16 protein-coding genes are annotated in these 13,950 nt (G+C 64.5%); 4 read left to right on the plus strand and 12 right to left on the minus strand.

What is annotated here, in order from left to right; genetic code table 11:
• Positions 1 to 24 precede the first annotated feature (24 nt).
• The 3 genes from KC8_RS18050 (at position 25) to KC8_RS18060 (ending at position 2,691) form a co-directional block, all read left to right on the plus strand.
• The gene (locus KC8_RS18050) at positions 25 to 1,026 is read left to right on the plus strand and encodes an NADPH:quinone oxidoreductase family protein (protein ID WP_010126745.1); all 1,002 of its coding nucleotides are present in this window, start codon (positions 25 to 27) and stop codon (positions 1,024 to 1,026) included.
• 170 nt (positions 1,027 to 1,196) lie between these two features.
• The gene (locus KC8_RS18055) at positions 1,197 to 1,946 is read left to right on the plus strand and encodes a queuosine precursor transporter (protein WP_010126746.1); all 750 of its coding nucleotides are present in this window, start codon (positions 1,197 to 1,199) and stop codon (positions 1,944 to 1,946) included.
• A 52-nt stretch (positions 1,947 to 1,998) separates the two neighbouring features.
• The gene (locus KC8_RS18060) at positions 1,999 to 2,691 is read left to right on the plus strand and encodes a pentapeptide repeat-containing protein (protein WP_029624700.1); all 693 of its coding nucleotides are present in this window, start codon (positions 1,999 to 2,001) and stop codon (positions 2,689 to 2,691) included.
• Between the two features lie 47 nt (positions 2,692 to 2,738).
• On the opposite strand, the gene KC8_RS18065 is transcribed toward KC8_RS18060, so the two are convergent.
• Together KC8_RS18065 and purF are read right to left on the minus strand one after the other, a co-directional pair.
• Positions 2,739 to 3,479: an SDR family NAD(P)-dependent oxidoreductase gene (locus tag KC8_RS18065; RefSeq protein WP_010126748.1), complete on the minus strand. Its 741-nt coding sequence runs from the start codon at positions 3,477 to 3,479 to the stop codon at positions 2,739 to 2,741.
• The gene (gene purF, locus KC8_RS18070; RefSeq protein ID WP_010126749.1) at positions 3,476 to 4,936 is read right to left on the minus strand and encodes an amidophosphoribosyltransferase; all 1,461 of its coding nucleotides are present in this window, start codon (positions 4,934 to 4,936) and stop codon (positions 3,476 to 3,478) included. Before purF ends, KC8_RS18065 begins: the two co-directional genes overlap by 4 nt.
• Positions 4,937 to 5,056: 120 nt before the next feature.
• Here purF and hisI point away from each other — a divergent pair, with 120 nt between their 5' ends.
• The gene (gene hisI / locus KC8_RS18075) at positions 5,057 to 5,416 is read left to right on the plus strand and encodes a phosphoribosyl-AMP cyclohydrolase (protein ID WP_029624701.1); all 360 of its coding nucleotides are present in this window, start codon (positions 5,057 to 5,059) and stop codon (positions 5,414 to 5,416) included.
• Here the strand turns inward: hisI and speD are convergent.
• From speD to KC8_RS18120, 10 genes are all read right to left on the minus strand, one after another.
• Positions 5,413 to 5,784: an adenosylmethionine decarboxylase gene (gene speD, locus KC8_RS18080; RefSeq protein ID WP_029624702.1), complete on the minus strand. Its 372-nt coding sequence runs from the start codon at positions 5,782 to 5,784 to the stop codon at positions 5,413 to 5,415. The two genes, hisI and speD, sit on opposite strands and share 4 nt — an antisense overlap.
• A gap of 8 nt (positions 5,785 to 5,792) precedes the next feature.
• The gene (locus KC8_RS18085) at positions 5,793 to 7,403 is read right to left on the minus strand and encodes an FAD-dependent oxidoreductase (RefSeq protein ID WP_192807710.1); all 1,611 of its coding nucleotides are present in this window, start codon (positions 7,401 to 7,403) and stop codon (positions 5,793 to 5,795) included.
• Between the two features lie 121 nt (positions 7,404 to 7,524).
• Entirely contained in the window at positions 7,525 to 9,060 is a 1,536-nt protein-coding gene (locus KC8_RS18090; protein WP_010126754.1) for a polyamine aminopropyltransferase, read from the minus strand.
• A gap of 15 nt (positions 9,061 to 9,075) precedes the next feature.
• A complete protein-coding gene (locus KC8_RS18095; RefSeq protein ID WP_010126755.1) occupies positions 9,076 to 9,288 on the minus strand; it encodes a DUF350 domain-containing protein in 213 nt (70 codons plus the stop codon).
• Between the two features lie 10 nt (positions 9,289 to 9,298).
• Positions 9,299 to 9,448, minus strand: a complete 150-nt coding sequence (locus KC8_RS20000) for a hypothetical protein (protein WP_157663938.1) — start codon at positions 9,446 to 9,448, stop codon at positions 9,299 to 9,301.
• A gap of 39 nt (positions 9,449 to 9,487) precedes the next feature.
• Positions 9,488 to 10,816: a DUF4178 domain-containing protein gene (locus KC8_RS18100; RefSeq protein WP_010126756.1), complete on the minus strand. Its 1,329-nt coding sequence runs from the start codon at positions 10,814 to 10,816 to the stop codon at positions 9,488 to 9,490.
• A gap of 1 nt (position 10,817) precedes the next feature.
• On the minus strand, positions 10,818 to 11,486 hold the full coding sequence (locus KC8_RS18105; RefSeq protein ID WP_010126757.1) for a DUF4178 domain-containing protein: 669 nt from the start codon (positions 11,484 to 11,486) through the stop codon (positions 10,818 to 10,820).
• 6 nt (positions 11,487 to 11,492) lie between these two features.
• On the minus strand, positions 11,493 to 12,488 hold the full coding sequence (locus tag KC8_RS18110; protein WP_010126758.1) for an SPFH domain-containing protein: 996 nt from the start codon (positions 12,486 to 12,488) through the stop codon (positions 11,493 to 11,495).
• A gap of 81 nt (positions 12,489 to 12,569) precedes the next feature.
• Positions 12,570 to 13,259 (minus strand): uracil-DNA glycosylase, encoded by a 690-nt coding sequence (gene ung, locus KC8_RS18115; RefSeq protein ID WP_010126760.1) that lies wholly within the window; start codon positions 13,257 to 13,259, stop codon positions 12,570 to 12,572.
• Positions 13,260 to 13,377: 118 nt separating this feature from the next.
• On the minus strand, positions 13,378 to 13,827 hold the full coding sequence (locus KC8_RS18120) for a hypothetical protein (protein ID WP_010126761.1): 450 nt from the start codon (positions 13,825 to 13,827) through the stop codon (positions 13,378 to 13,380).
• Between the last annotated feature and the right edge of the window lie 123 nt (positions 13,828 to 13,950).

Here is a 13,950-nt window from a genome sequence, read left to right on the forward strand (position 1 = left end):
ATATAGAAAATCTGGGAGACGCGCATGAAGGCCCTTTTGTCCACCGCTGCCGGCGGCCCTGAAACGCTGGAACTGCTGGAGATCGCCGATCCAGTGGCTGGCCCCGGCCAACTGGTAATCGCGGTGAAGGCGTGCGCGATCAACTATCCCGACGTGCTGATCATCGAGGATAAATATCAGTTCAAGCCACAGCGGCCGTTCGCGCCGGGGGCCGAGGTTTCGGGTGTGGTTGCCGCGGTGGGCGAAGGCGTCGAAGGTTGGGCGATCGGCGATCGCGTGGTCGCCACGACCGGCCATGGCGGCATGGTCGAGCAGGTCGCGGTCGATGCGGCCAAATGCTATAAATTGCCGGAAGGGCGCGATTACATCGAAGCGTCGGCCTTGCTGCTGACCTATGCGACGACGATCCACGCGCTGGTCGATCGCGGGCAACTGAAGGCGGGCGAAACATTGCTGGTGCTGGGGGCTGCCGGCGGCGTGGGCCTGGCCGCGGTGGAACTGGGCAAGGCATTCGGCGCGCGCGTCGTGGCGGCCGTATCGACCGAGGAAAAGGCAGAGGCGGCGCGCAAGGCGGGCGCGGACGAGGTGATCCTGTATGGCCGCGCGCCATTCGACAAGGATCAGTCGAAGGCGCTGGCCGAGGCGTTCAAGGCTGCGGTCGGCCCCAATGGCGCGGATGTGATCTACGATCCGGTCGGCGGGGATTATGCCGAACCGGCGCTCCGTTCGATCGCGTGGGAGGGGCGCTATCTGGTCGTCGGTTTCCCGGCGGGCATTCCCAAGCTCGCGCTCAATCTGACGTTGCTCAAGAGCTGCAGCATATCGGGCGTGTTCTGGGGCGCATGGGCGGCGCGCAACGTCGCGGCCAACCGCGCGCATGTCGCCACGCTGTTCGACCTGTGGGCGCAGGGCAAGATCACCCCGGTCGTGTCGGGCATCTATCCGTTCGCCAAGGGCGGCGACGCCATCGCCAAGATGGGTTCGCGCGGCGCGATCGGGAAGCTGGTGGTGCAGGTTTCCGAATAGACGATCTCCCCCATTTCGTCGCCATGCCGGACTTGTTTCAGAAGCCATCGCCCCACGCCCGCTGACGGCGCCTGTTGCATGATGGACCCTGAAACAAGTTCAGGGCGACGAATAAGAAGTTGGTTTCTGGGTGCTTGCATCCCGGCGCTCCCCCTATAGTCTCGCTGCCCATGGACGGGGTGGAACAAAGGCGGCCGATCACGGTCGAGGCGGGGGCGCTCGGCGCGCGGCCGCTGCGCTATTTCGATTTCATGATGGCGGGCTTCGTCGCCATCATGTTGCTGTCGAACGTGCTGGGCGCGGGCAAGGTTGCGGTGGTCGATCTGCCGGGGATTGGCGACTGGCCGTTCGGTGCCGGCATCCTGTTCTTCCCGCTTGGCTATGTGCTGGGCGATGTGCTGACCGAAGTCTATGGCTATGCCCGTGCGCGTCGCTGCATCTGGGTGGGCACGGTCGCCTTGCTGTTCATGGCGTTCATGTCGTGGGTGGTGGTGAAACTGCCGCCGGCCGAAACCTGGGGTGGGCAGGCCGCCTATGAACAGGTGTTCGGCCAGGTGCCGCGCATCGTGTTCGCATCGATCACGGCATTCTGGGCGGGGGAGTTCGCCAACAGCTACGTCCTTGCACGCATGAAGGTGTGGACCAAGGGCCGCCACCTTTGGACCCGCACGATCGGATCGACGGTGGTGGGGCAGGGGGTCGACAGCCTGCTATTCTATCCACTGGCTTTCTGGGGTGCAGAGGGGTGGACCCACCCGCTGGTGTTCAAGGTGCTCGTCACCCAATGGGTGCTGAAGGTGAGCTGGGAGGTGCTGCTGACCCCCGTCACCTATCTGGTCGTTGGGTTCCTGAAACGGCGCGAGGGCGTGGACATCTACGACGAAACGACCAATTTTACGCCGTTCCGGGCGGGGCTGTAACGGCCATCTGGCCATTGGGGGCAGCCGTGGGTGGTGCTATCCGAACGATATGATGGAAGACCTGTTCGCCGATCGCGCCATCCGCGCGAAAACCCTGTCGCGATCCGATGTGGAGATACTTTCCATAGCGGGATCGCCCAGCGAGATCGTGGATTGTGATCTGGAAGAGGCCGACCTGTCAGACCTGAACCTGACCGGCTGGACGTTCGAGCGCTGCAACATGCGCCGCACCAAGTTTACCGGCGCGCGGCTGGAGGGGACCAGGTGGATCAGCTGCCGCGGGCCGTTCGCCGATTTCGTCGGCGTGGACCTGAGCGAAGCGGTGTTCAGCGCGAGCGATTTCAACAATGCGGGGTTCCGGCGCGCGGGGCTGTCAGCGGCTGTGTTCCGCGGCTGCAAGCTGACGGGCGCCGACCTGACCGATGCGAAGTGCATGGACGCGGTGTTCGAAGAAACGCTGCTGATCAACGCCAAGCTGCCATCGCACTCGTTCCGCAAGCTGACCTTGCGGCGGCTGGATTTCAGCCAGGCGGATATCCGCAAATGTGATTTCCGCGACGTGGTGTTTGAAGCGTGCAGCCTGCGCGACGCGAATATGCACGGATCGCGCTTTGAAGGGGCGGACCTGCGCGGCGCGGATATCGGCGGGTTGCGGCTGATGGATGCGGCGCTGTTTCGTGGCGCGACGATATCCCGCGAACAAGCGGGGCAGCTGTTGGGCGAGCTTGGGCTTAACGTCCGCTAGGCCCGGAAGCGCAAAAAAGGGGCGGCGCGATGGCCGCCCCCCAGCGATCAAAGCGCCGCGTGGCTGGTCGGCAGGATCGCGGCCACCCGCTGCCGGGCGCCGGTGGGATAACCCTTGCGAACCAGTTCGACGATCGCGTCGGCCACCGCTTCTGGCTGCTGGATCGTCTTCGGATCCTCGCCGGGGAAGGCGCGGGCGCGCATCTTGGTTGCGGTCGCACCCGGATCGACGATGGCGACACGGATGTCGCCGAGATTTTCAACCTCGTCGGCATAAGTGAGCAGGAGCGATTCCATGGCCGCCTTGGAGGCCGCATAAGGACCCCAATAAGCCCGCGCGCGCTGGCCGACGCTGGACGTGACGCCGATCACCCGTGCGCCCGAACTGGCTTTCAGCATCGGATCGAATGCTGCGAGCATCGCCTGCTGGGCGATGACATTGAGCGCCAGCACCTTGCCAAATTCCTTGCCGTCGATCGCGGGGACCGGGCCGAGTGTGCCCAGGGTCGCGGCATTGAGGACGAGGATGTCGAGCGCAGGCCAGCGGCCCGACACGGCCGTGGCCAGCCGGGTGATGCTGTCGCTATCCGTCAGATCGAGCGGGGCGATGGTGGCGGTGCCGCCGGCGGCATGGATCCGGCCTTCGACTTCTTCCAGCCCGCCCGCCGTGCGCGCGGTCAGGATGACGTGCGCGCCGGCGGCTGCCAGCGCCTCTGCCGTGGCGGCACCAATGCCGCGCGACGCGCCGGTGACGAGGGCGGTCTTGCCTTCCAACGAACCAGCCGTCACGCAACGACCCGTTCGGCAAGCAGCGACAATTGATCGGCGGGTGCGACTTCATCCTGATCGGTCAGGTGGGTCGGATATTCGCCGGTGAAGCACGCATCGCAATATTGCGGATTGCCTTCTTCGCGCAGGTCTTCGCCCAATGCGCGGTACAGGCCGTCGACCGAAATGAAGGCAAGGCTGTCAGCACCGATATAGGTGGCCATTTCCGCCACCGTCATCTGCGCGGCGAGGAGCTTTGCGCGTTCGGGCGTGTCGACGCCATAGAAGCAGCTGTGCCGGGTGGGTGGGCTGGCGATGCGCAGATGCACTTCCGCCGCCCCCGCATCGCGCAACATCTGGAGGATCTTCACGCTGGTGGTGCCGCGCACGATCGAATCGTCGATCAGCACGATGCGCTTGCCGGCGAGCAGTTCGCGGTTGGCGTTGTGCTTCAGCTTTACGCCCAGATGACGGACCTGATCACCCGGCTGGATGAAGGTGCGGCCGACATAATGCGAGCGGATGATGCCCAGTTCGAACGGGATGCCCGATTGCTGGGCATAGCCGATCGCCGCCGGAACGCCCGAATCGGGAACGGGAACGACAAGATCCGCGTCGACCGGATTTTCGATCGCCAGTTCCGCGCCGATCCGCTTGCGCACGCCATAAACCGACGTGCCGTCGACGATCGAATCGGGGCGGGAGAAATAAACATGTTCGAAGATGCAGGGACGCGGCGACACGGGCGCGAACGGCCGGTGCGACTTGATCCCCTGTTCGGACACGATGACGATTTCACCGGGTTCGACCTGGCGGATGAAGGTGGCGCCAACCACGTCCAGCGCCACGGTTTCCGAAGCGAAGATATACGCATCGCCGATACGGCCCATGACGAGCGGGCGGATGCCCAGCGGATCGCGGCAGGCGATCATGCCTTCCGGCGTCATGCAGATCAGCGAGTAGGCGCCTTCGACGCGCTTCAGCGCATCGATGAAGCGATCGAGCAACGTCCGGTACGTCGACGTCGCGACGAGGTGGATGATCGTTTCGGTATCGCTGGTCGACTGGAAGATCGAACCCCGGCGAACCAGTTCGCGACGCAGCTTCATCGCGTTGGAAATATTGCCATTATGGGCGACGGCAAAACCGCCCGACGACAATTCGGCGAACAGTGGCTGCACGTTGCGCAGCGCGGTTTCACCGGTCGTCGAATAGCGGACATGGCCGCAGGCGACATTGCCGGGCAGTCCGCGAATCACTTCATCGCGGTCGAAATTGCCGGCGACATGGCCCATCGCGCGATGGGCATGGAACGCGCGCCCATCCCAGCTGACGATGCCGGCCGCCTCCTGCCCGCGATGCTGGAGCGCGTGGAGGCCCAAAGCCACCATCGCGGCGGCGGTGTCCGCCCCCCAGATGCCAAAAATGCCACACTCCTCGCGGAGTTTGTCGTCGTCGAAAGGATTTGTGGTGATCATCGCCTGCGCCCGTGGGTGATCGGATGCCGGCCATATAGGGAGGCGCATCGGCTTTGTCGCCCCTTTGTGACGCGGATGTTGCGGGTTGCCCCAAAAGCGGACGGGCGATAGGCCGAAATGATGGATCAGGATCGCGAAACCGGCAGTCAATTCCTCCCCAAATTCGATGCCGCCGGGCTTGTCACCGCCGTCGTCACCGATGCCCGAAAGGGCGGCGTGCTGATGGTTGCGCATATGAATGCCGAGGCGATCGCGAAGACGATCGAAACCGGCGACGCGGTGTTCTGGTCGCGATCACGCCAGCAATTGTGGCGCAAGGGGGATACCAGCGGCCATGTGCTGAGGGTGGTCGAAATGCGGGTGGACTGCGATCAGGACGCCATCTGGATCATCGCCGAACCGGCCGGCCCCGCCTGCCACACCGGCGCGCCGAGCTGCTTTTACCGGCGAATCACTGGCGATCGGCTGGTGCGCGATTAAGCGGTAACGCCGACGCCGTATCCCCGCCGTATCGTCTGCCGTTCGATCCGCTGGGCATCGAGGCCGGCGACGACGACGGCGAGCGCGGCTTCCAGATCATTGGCGCGGCCGCACAGGAAGAAATCGATCGCGGCATATCCCGCCTCGGGCCAGCTGTGGATCGAGATATGCGATTCGGCGAGCAGCGCGACCCCGGTCACCCCTTGTCCCGGCCCGAAGGCGTGGAGCCGGACGTCGAGCAGGGTGGCGCCCGCCGCATCGGCCGCATCGCGCAGGACATGTTCGATATAAGCGGCATCATCCAGCCGCGCACAGCCGTGAAGGTCGGCGATCAGGTGGCGGCCGTCATAAGGCGGGGGTGGAGACATGGGCGCCGTCATAGCATGGATGTAAAGGCGTGGCCGAGATGCGCCATCGCCCCTTCGGCGGCCAAGGTGCCGCGATAATGCGCCTCTTCGAACAGCGACAGGCCGGACAGGTCACTATGCGCCAGGAAGAAGGGCGGCGCGGCCGCAGCGGCGGCGCGCGGGGCGGTAGTCCACAAAAAGCCGGGGATGGGGCGGATCATCGCATGGCCCCAGCGCCAGATGTCGATCGACCGGATCGCATCGCCCAGATCGGCGTGCATCGCCACCAGATCATCACGCACGATCGCCTGCCATTCGGCAAGCGGGCGATCGACCAGCAGGCGGCGGGCATCGGCCGGGGCAAGGCGGGACAGCGGCATATACCAGGTGAGCACGCTGCCAGCCGTGCGCGCGCCCGGCCCCTGATGGGTGGCGACGACATAGCCAAGCGATTCGCTGGTCCACGACACATTATCCCACGCCAGCTTCGCGCCGCGCCCGGCGGGCAGGCGATCGACCGTGACATTGGCGACGACCCACGGGGCGTAGCCGAAGCCCTTGGCATCGGGTGCTGCTTGCGGTGCGATCCGTGCGGCGACGAAATGGGGGACGGCGACGATCGCGGCCCGGGCATGGGTGCGGATGGTGGCGTTGCGCGCGACATCGAAGCTGTCGACCACCACGCCGTCACCATCGCAGGCGATGCGGTGGACGATCCGGCCGGATGCGATGCGCGGGGCGAAACGCCGGGCCATGGCGTGGACCAGCCGGCCATTGCCTTCGGGCCAGGTGAGTTCATTGTCGCCGCTGTCGTCCGCCGCCCAGCCGCGCCGGCCGGCGAAATAATGGATCCCGGCCCAGGCGGAGACATGGGCGGGTTCGCAGCCATAATCGTCGCGCATGCAATAGCGCAGATGGGCATGGAGGACGGGCGATCGCCAGCCTTGCTGATTGATCCAACTGGCGAAATCGATCCGGTCGAGCGCCAGCAGATCGGCATCGCGCGCGCTATAGGCCATCGGGATGGCGAAGGCGGGGCGGCCATCGGCATCGGTGCGCGCGGAGAAAGCGGCCATTGCGGCGGCGAAGGCGTCGAGATCGCGGCGGTCGGCATCGGCCAGCCCGCGCCGCGGGATCAGCCCTTCCTGCCAGCGACCCTGATAGAATAGCCTTTCCTGAAGATCGGCGCAGAGCTGATAGGGATCATAGATGGGCGCGCCATCCTTCTCGCCGACGATCATGCCGAGTTTCGCCAGCATCGCCCGCAAGGCTTTCGCCTCGCGATTGGGGACGGGCAGGTAATGCGCGCCGAGGGGGTAGGCGGACACGGCGCTGCGGCCGGAGCGGGCATTGCCGCCGGTATGGTCTTCCAGTTCGAGCAGGCTGAAATCGTCGAAGCCGGATTCCGCCAGCGCCCAGCCGGCGGCGAGGCCCGATACGCCGCCGCCGGCGATGATGATGCCGGTATGTTCGGTGATGGTGGGGGCGGGGAAGCGATTGTCGCGTAAGGCGTGGCCGCGCGCCATATCCGCCCCGGAAAGCGTGCCGGGGGTGGCGGGATCGTGGAGACCCCAGGCGAGGCCGCCGGTGGCGGCGACGCCAGCCGCAAGACCGGCGATGACGGTGCGGCGATCAGGCATGGGCCATCCAACCGTCATGCTGAATGCGTTTCAGCATCCATCTCTCCACTCGCGCCGACACCCCCTGTGGCACGATGGGCCCTGAAACAAGTTCAGGGTGACGATGCGTTTGGGGAGCCCCTCACCCTTCATAGCACCCCCATTCGTCGGCGAATTCACGGACCAATGCCTGATTGTCGAGCCGGTTCACGGTTGCAGGCCGGCGGGCCATGTCGGGCGGGAAATCGAACAGGCGCGGCGCATCCACGGCGGTGAGAAAACGGCCGCCGGGCGGGATGCGCGCATCATCGCCGATCGGACGGTGGGCGGCGAGGATGAAGCCCCATTCGCCGAAGCTGGGCACATAGGCATGATAGGGTTTGGTGGTGAAGCCGGCGGCTTCCAGCGTGGTCGCCACCGTCCAGAATGCGGTGGGGGCGACGAGCGGCGAGGTGGATTGCACGACCATCATGCCATCGGGCGCGAGCAGGCGGTGGACCTGCTGATAGAAGGTTTTGGTGTAGAGCTTGCCGACCGAAAAATCGGTGGGATCGGGGAAATCGACGATGATCGCGTCGTAGCGGCCTTTCGCGTCACGCACCCAGCGGAACGCATCGGCGTTGATGACATGCAGACGCGGATCGGAAAGCGCGCCCTTGTTGAGCCGGGCGAGCATCGGGGTTTGCGCGAACAGCCGGGTCATTTCGGGATCGAGATCGACGAGGGTGACGCGTTCGACGTTCGGGTGGCGGAACACTTCGCGCGCGGCAAGGCCATCGCCGCCGCCCAGAATCAGCACATTGGCCGGATGGACGACGCGGCCGAGAGCGGGATGCACCAGCGCTTCGTGATAGCGATATTCGTCGCGCGACGAAAATTGCAGGTTGCCGTTGAGGAACAGCCGCAGATCATTGCCGCCACGCGTCAGCACGATCCGCTGGAACGGGGTGGAGGCGGCGTAGATCACCGGTTCTTCATAGGCCGCCACTTCGGCCAGCCGTTGCAACCGTTCCGCGCCGGCAAAGCCCGCGACCAGCAGCAAGGCGACGACGATCCCGGCGGCTTTTTCCATCCCCAGCCGGGCTTGGGCGGGCAGCAGCCACATCAAGGCGAGCGCCACGCCGACATTGGCGAAACCGAACAGGAAGCCAGTGCGGATCATGCCGAGATGCGGCATCAGGATCAGCGGGAACAGCAAGGATGCGGCCAGCGCGCCGACATAATCGAAGGTCAGCACGGTCGAGACGAGATCGCGAAATTCGAAATCCGTGCGCAGGATGCGCAGCAGCAGCGGGATTTCAAGGCCGACGAGAAAACCGATCACCAGCACCAGCCCATAAAGCGCGATGCGGAAATGATCGATCATCGGGAACAGCATGAACAAGGCCGCCGCCGAACAGCCGCCGATCAGCGCGATCAGGATTTCGACACGGACGAACAGGCGCAGTTCATCGCGGGTCACGTAGCGCGAACACCAGCTGCCAATGCCCATCGCGAACAGATAGGCGCCGATCACGGTGGAAAATTGGGTGACGCTGTCGCCCAGCAGGTAGCTGGCGAGGGTGCCGGCGAGCAATTCGTACACCAGCCCGCAGGTGGCCACGACGAATGCCGACGCGATCAGCGCGACGACGGTGGCGGACGGGCGGGCGCGGGGTGATGCGGACGGTTCAGTCACGAAAGGGCGCAGCCGTCATCCGTGGATTGCAGCGGCGATGATGATCGACAGGCCCAGCGCCACCAGCCCGGCGAAGGTGGCGACGGCGCGGTTCTGCTTGTCGTTGATTTCTTCCCACAATTTGCCGGGGGTGAGCAGATCGAGAATGAAGAAGCCGATCACGAATGTGACGATGCCGATGCCGGCATAGATCACGCTGTTGAGCAGCACGGGCAGGCTGGTGAGCATGGTTCGCCTCCTATTTGTGGGTGGGGCCGTAGGCGGCCGCGCGCAGCGCCGAGCGCCCGCCGTCCGCAAAGGGGGAATAGCCGACGGCCGACGCCGCCAGAAAACTGCCGACGATGCCGAGGCACCACGCGCCATACAGGAAAAGCCGCCAGCCCATCATGTCAGCCCCCCTGTTCCGACGATGCGATCCGCCATCGGCTTATCCACCGCTGTCGCTTTCGGCCAGCCGCGCCTGTTCGAATTTGAAATGCCGCCACAGCATCAGGCCGACCGGAAACAGGATCAGCAGCATGGCAAGGATGAGGTTGCCCCAGAACGTCGCGCCCCGGCCGACGGTGACCTGCACCGCGACTTCGCGCATCTGCCCGGTCCAGTTATGCGCTTCGGCATCGACCAGCAGATCGTAGGTTCCGGCGGGCAGCATGGCGAGCTTGGTCGCGGCGGTGCGCGATCCTTCGGTCCAGCTGCCATCGCTGTCGCGGCCCGAATAGCGTTCGGCCAGGCCATAAGCGTCGAAGCTTTCCTGCGTCGCGCGGTTGACCAGCGAATAATCCAGATCGACCCAGGCATTATCGAGCGCGGGGGCCTGTGCGTCGATCGTGACCGCCTGCCATTTCCGGGTGAGGACGAGCGGCCCGAGCGTAACCGACCGGCCGGGTTGATCGGGTGCGATCGTCACGGTTTCGCTGAGCGTGCGTTCGCTGCCGCCGAACAGGATTGCGAGCACGAACAAGGCGATGATGGCGATCGCCGAAAAGGTGAGCGCGGGGCGCAGCATCCCGGCATAAGGCGATGGCTGGTGCGGCATCGGCGGGGCATCGGACAGCAGGCCGACCGATAGCCCCGCGCCAAATTCGCGCTTGATATCGCCGGGTTTGAGCAGTTCGGACAGCGTCCAGCTATCCTCTGCCTGCGTGCCCTCCCACGACAGCATCCAGCCGGGACGGACATAATCGGCGGTGCGCACGCTATCGCCCGCGCGCACCCGCCAGTAAAATTCGCCCAGCACATAATCGACCTGAGCACGGCCATCGGCGAAGTGGCGATAGGATTGCCCGCCGAGTTGCAGCCCTTGGCCGACCTGCGATGCCGGCAGGCGGGTGAGCATCGTCCCGAAGCTCCATCCGCGCCCGTCGGTGATCAGCCAGCGATAGCCATGATAGGGGTTGAAGAGGAGATATTCCTCCCACGGATAGCCATCTTCGGATTTGCGCAGATAGCCGATCGCTTCCCACGCGATGCCGCCGATCGTGCCGCGCGTGCCCAGCGGGATGGCGAGGTCTGCCGCGGCCTGATGATATTCCTGGATGATGCGGACATCGGGATTGGCGACGTCCAGCACGCTGCCGCAATATTGGCAGACGACGGTGACGGTATAGCCTGCCGCCTTTAGTGCGATCGTGCCGCCGCAACTGGGGCAGGACAGCGTTTGCGTCGATGGCGCGGGGCTGCCGGGCGCGGCTGGCGGTGGCGCCGGGGGTGCCGCCGGCGTGGGCTGCGGTTCGGGCTGGTCCCATGGGCCGGCCATGTCAGGCGAACGCGGGCATCGCCCACCCTTCGATCGCGCGCAGATTGGTGGCCTTCACATCCGCCAGCGTGACATAGCGGCCGATATAGACGCTGGATGTATCGCCATCGCGCTGGAAGCTGGCGCATTCGCCGCCTGATGAACGCAGATCGACATTATAGACCGTCCAGTTGGCCGGTGCGGTAAAGGGCAGTTCGCCCTCGCTGCCGACGCAGGTAGCCTGGCGCTGATCGACGACCTTGTAGACGACGCCCTGTTCCTGCCCTTCATCGCCGGGGGAGGCCGTGCCGCCGGCGACAAGGCCGCGCAGCAGTTTCGATCGCAACTTCGCGACATCCTGTTCGCGTAAGTACATGAAATCGCCCATCGCTTCGCCGAGCCAGCCATGCGCGCCATCGGCGAACAGCATCAGCCATTCGTTCCAGAATCCATCGCCCCAGCCCCAGCGTACCCGGCCGATAATATCGAAATTCTGGCCGTCCACCTGGCCCCGCGTGCCGATCTGAACCGGGCTGATATCGTAGGGGAGCACCGCGATCTTGCCCATGTCGCGCACGCCATCTTCGATGCGCATCACCGCCGTATGGCAGTAATCGCACACCTTGATCGGCAGAGCGGGCGACCGGAAGGTGACTTCCGCGCCGCAATTGGGGCAGTTGGTGATCAGCATCGCCGGTTAGCGGATGCGGCCCAGCAGTTCCGCCTTCTTCGCGTCAAATTCCTCCTGGCTGATCGCGCCGATGGTGAGCAGCTTGTGGAGCTTTTCGAGCAGCGCGAACGGATCTTCCGCCGGGGTAGGGGCCGCCGATCCGCCGCCGCCCTGTGCCAGCCCGCCGAGCATCGCCTGCCCGATCGCCATGCCGGCGCCAGCCCCCGCGCCAAGGCCGGCGAGGCCGCCGGGGTTGGCCGCCGCCGCCTCGATCGCCTCGGCCGCCTGGAATTTGGCGTAACGATCCAGATCGCCCAGCACCCGCATCGAACTGGCCTTGTCGAGATGCTTTTGCACCTCATCGGGTAGCGACAGGCTTTCGACGAAGAAGGACTGGAGGGCGAGGCCCCATTGCGCAAAGGCCGGGTTCACCGCATCCTTCAACGCCTGCGACAGGGCCGTCTGGTTGGCGGCGAGATCGAGGAAGGCAACGCTGCCGCCGCCAAGCCCGGTGGCGAGTGCGGTGGCGATCGCGGCGCGAAGCTGCGATTCGATGTCCGTTACCGTCACCCGTTCGAGCGTGCCGACCAGCGTCGAGGTGAAGGCGGCGACCTTATCGACCTTGAACGAATAGCTGCCGAACGCGCGCAGGCGGATCGGCCCCAATTCCTTGTCGCGGATCGTGACGGGCTGCGCCGTCCCCCATTTGAGGTTGATCTGTTCCTTTTGCGAATAGAACACCACGTCGGACTTGAAGGGCGATTTGAACCCTTTGTCCCAATTACGCAGCGCGGTGAGCACCGGCAGCGTCGAGGTTTCGAGCGTGTAGAGGCCGGGGCCGAACATGTCGGCGATCTGGCCTTCGTTGAAGAAGGCGGCGATCTGGCCTTCGCGCACAGTCAACTGCGCGCCGTTCTGGATTTCGCGATCGGCCATCGGCACGCGTTCGGCCAGTTCGCCGGGTTCTTCCACCCAGTCGATGACGTCGATCAGTTGCTTGGACAGGAAATCGAACAGACCCATGACCGGTCCCCACACGGTTGCCAGGACATGGGCATAACCCGAATCCCGGACGGTGGAAATGGCTGGTGTGTTAATATGGTGTTACACCGTGGCCGGTAACGTCCAATCGATCGGATCGAGCCCGCGTTCGACGAGGAATGCATTGGTTTGCGAGAAATGGCGGCAGCCGAAAAAGCCGTTATGCGCGGATAAGGGCGACGGGTGCGCGGCCTTCAGGATGAGATGGCGGCCGGCGTCGACGAACGCGGCCTTGCGCTGGGCATAAGCGCCCCACAGCAGGAACACGGTCGGCTCCGCGCGATCGTTGACGAGGCGGATGATCGCGTCGGTAAATTCTTCCCAGCCCTTGCGCTGGTGCGAAGCGGCCTGCGCCATTTCGACGGTCAATACGCTGTTGAGCAACAATACGCCCTGTTGCGCCCAATGTTCGAGGAATCCGTGGCCCGGCCGCGCGATACCGAGGTCGCTTTCCAGTTCCTTGTAGATATTCACCAGCGAGGGCGGCGGGCGCACGCCGGGCTTCACGCTGAAGCACAGGCCGTGCGCCTGCCCTTCGCCATGATAGGGGTCTTGCCCCAGGATGACGACGCGCACGCGATCCAGCGGGGTCAGATCGAGTGCCCGGAAATATTCGTTGCCCTTGGGAAAGATGCGTTTCCCGTTCGCTTTCTCGTCGATCAGGAACGCCTTCAGCGCCTGCATGCGCGGGCTGGCAAATTCGGGCGCGAGCGGCTGTTTCCAGCTTTCGTGGAGTTTGATCGTGTCGTTCATCGCCTGACCTGAAACTGCAGTCGGATAACAGCGGATCCGCCGGGCGACGCTTGTCGGGGAGGAGGGGGGAGGAGTCAAATCGGCAAGGGGCGTCCGATGACAGGACGCCCCCACCGGCTTATTTGATCTTGGCCTGCTGCAACAACATGCTGCCCATCAGCGTGCGATATTGCGCGCGATTGCCGCTTTCCTCGCTCAACATCTTGGCGCTGGCTTTCGACCATGCTTCGAATTGCTTGGCGCGGGCGTCGCTGTCGGGACCAGTCGGCAACCTGTCCATCACGCTGATCAGATAGATGTCCGGTTCCCCTTCGCGCGGATTATAGTTGTAGAGGATCATGTAATCCTTGATCCAGCCTTTCGATTTGGCAAATTCCTGGCTGTCTTTCCACTTTGTCGCCAAATGCTGGGCATATTGGAAGTCGCCCCCATCCTTGACATCGATCATTCCGACATCCCAGAAATCGCCACTGGTGAACGGCCATTCCTGTGCGGCAGCCGGTGTCGAAACCGCAAGCAACAGGGGCGCGGCGGCAAGCAGAAGCCGCCGGGTGAGGCTTATGGTCATGGCAGTCCCTCCATTTTTGGAAATGTGCAGTGAAATGAACGCTGACGACGAACGCGATCGATAGCCCTGCGATCATGGCGAACCGTGGCCGCTATCTGTCGAACGGAGGAAAACTATCATGGC

The organism is Sphingomonas sp. KC8 (assembly GCF_002151445.1).
Lineage (GTDB): Bacteria > Pseudomonadota > Alphaproteobacteria > Sphingomonadales > Sphingomonadaceae > Sphingomonas_E.

Excerpts from the sequence above, each read along its gene's own strand:
- speD (WP_029624702.1), bottom strand. The coding sequence starts at position 5,784 with ATGTCTCCACCCCCGCCTTATGACGGCCGCCACCTGATCGCCGACCTT.
- KC8_RS18085 (WP_192807710.1), bottom strand. The coding sequence starts at position 7,403 with ATGCCTGATCGCCGCACCGTCATCGCCGGTCTTGCGGCTGGCGTCGCC.
- purF (WP_010126749.1), bottom strand. The coding sequence starts at position 4,936 with ATGATCACCACAAATCCTTTCGACGACGACAAACTCCGCGAGGAGTGT.
- hisI (WP_029624701.1), top strand. The coding sequence starts at position 5,057 with ATGGATCAGGATCGCGAAACCGGCAGTCAATTCCTCCCCAAATTCGAT.
- KC8_RS18120 (WP_010126761.1), bottom strand. The coding sequence starts at position 13,827 with ATGACCATAAGCCTCACCCGGCGGCTTCTGCTTGCCGCCGCGCCCCTG.
- KC8_RS18110 (WP_010126758.1), bottom strand. The coding sequence starts at position 12,488 with ATGGGTCTGTTCGATTTCCTGTCCAAGCAACTGATCGACGTCATCGAC.
- KC8_RS18050 (WP_010126745.1), top strand. The coding sequence starts at position 25 with ATGAAGGCCCTTTTGTCCACCGCTGCCGGCGGCCCTGAAACGCTGGAA.
- KC8_RS18095 (WP_010126755.1), bottom strand. The coding sequence starts at position 9,288 with ATGCTCACCAGCCTGCCCGTGCTGCTCAACAGCGTGATCTATGCCGGC.
- KC8_RS20000 (WP_157663938.1), bottom strand. The coding sequence starts at position 9,448 with ATGATGGGCTGGCGGCTTTTCCTGTATGGCGCGTGGTGCCTCGGCATC.
- KC8_RS18100 (WP_010126756.1), bottom strand. The coding sequence starts at position 10,816 with ATGGCCGGCCCATGGGACCAGCCCGAACCGCAGCCCACGCCGGCGGCA.
- KC8_RS18055 (WP_010126746.1), top strand. The coding sequence starts at position 1,197 with ATGGACGGGGTGGAACAAAGGCGGCCGATCACGGTCGAGGCGGGGGCG.
- KC8_RS18060 (WP_029624700.1), top strand. The coding sequence starts at position 1,999 with ATGGAAGACCTGTTCGCCGATCGCGCCATCCGCGCGAAAACCCTGTCG.
- KC8_RS18105 (WP_010126757.1), bottom strand. The coding sequence starts at position 11,486 with ATGCTGATCACCAACTGCCCCAATTGCGGCGCGGAAGTCACCTTCCGG.
- ung (WP_010126760.1), bottom strand. The coding sequence starts at position 13,259 with ATGAACGACACGATCAAACTCCACGAAAGCTGGAAACAGCCGCTCGCG.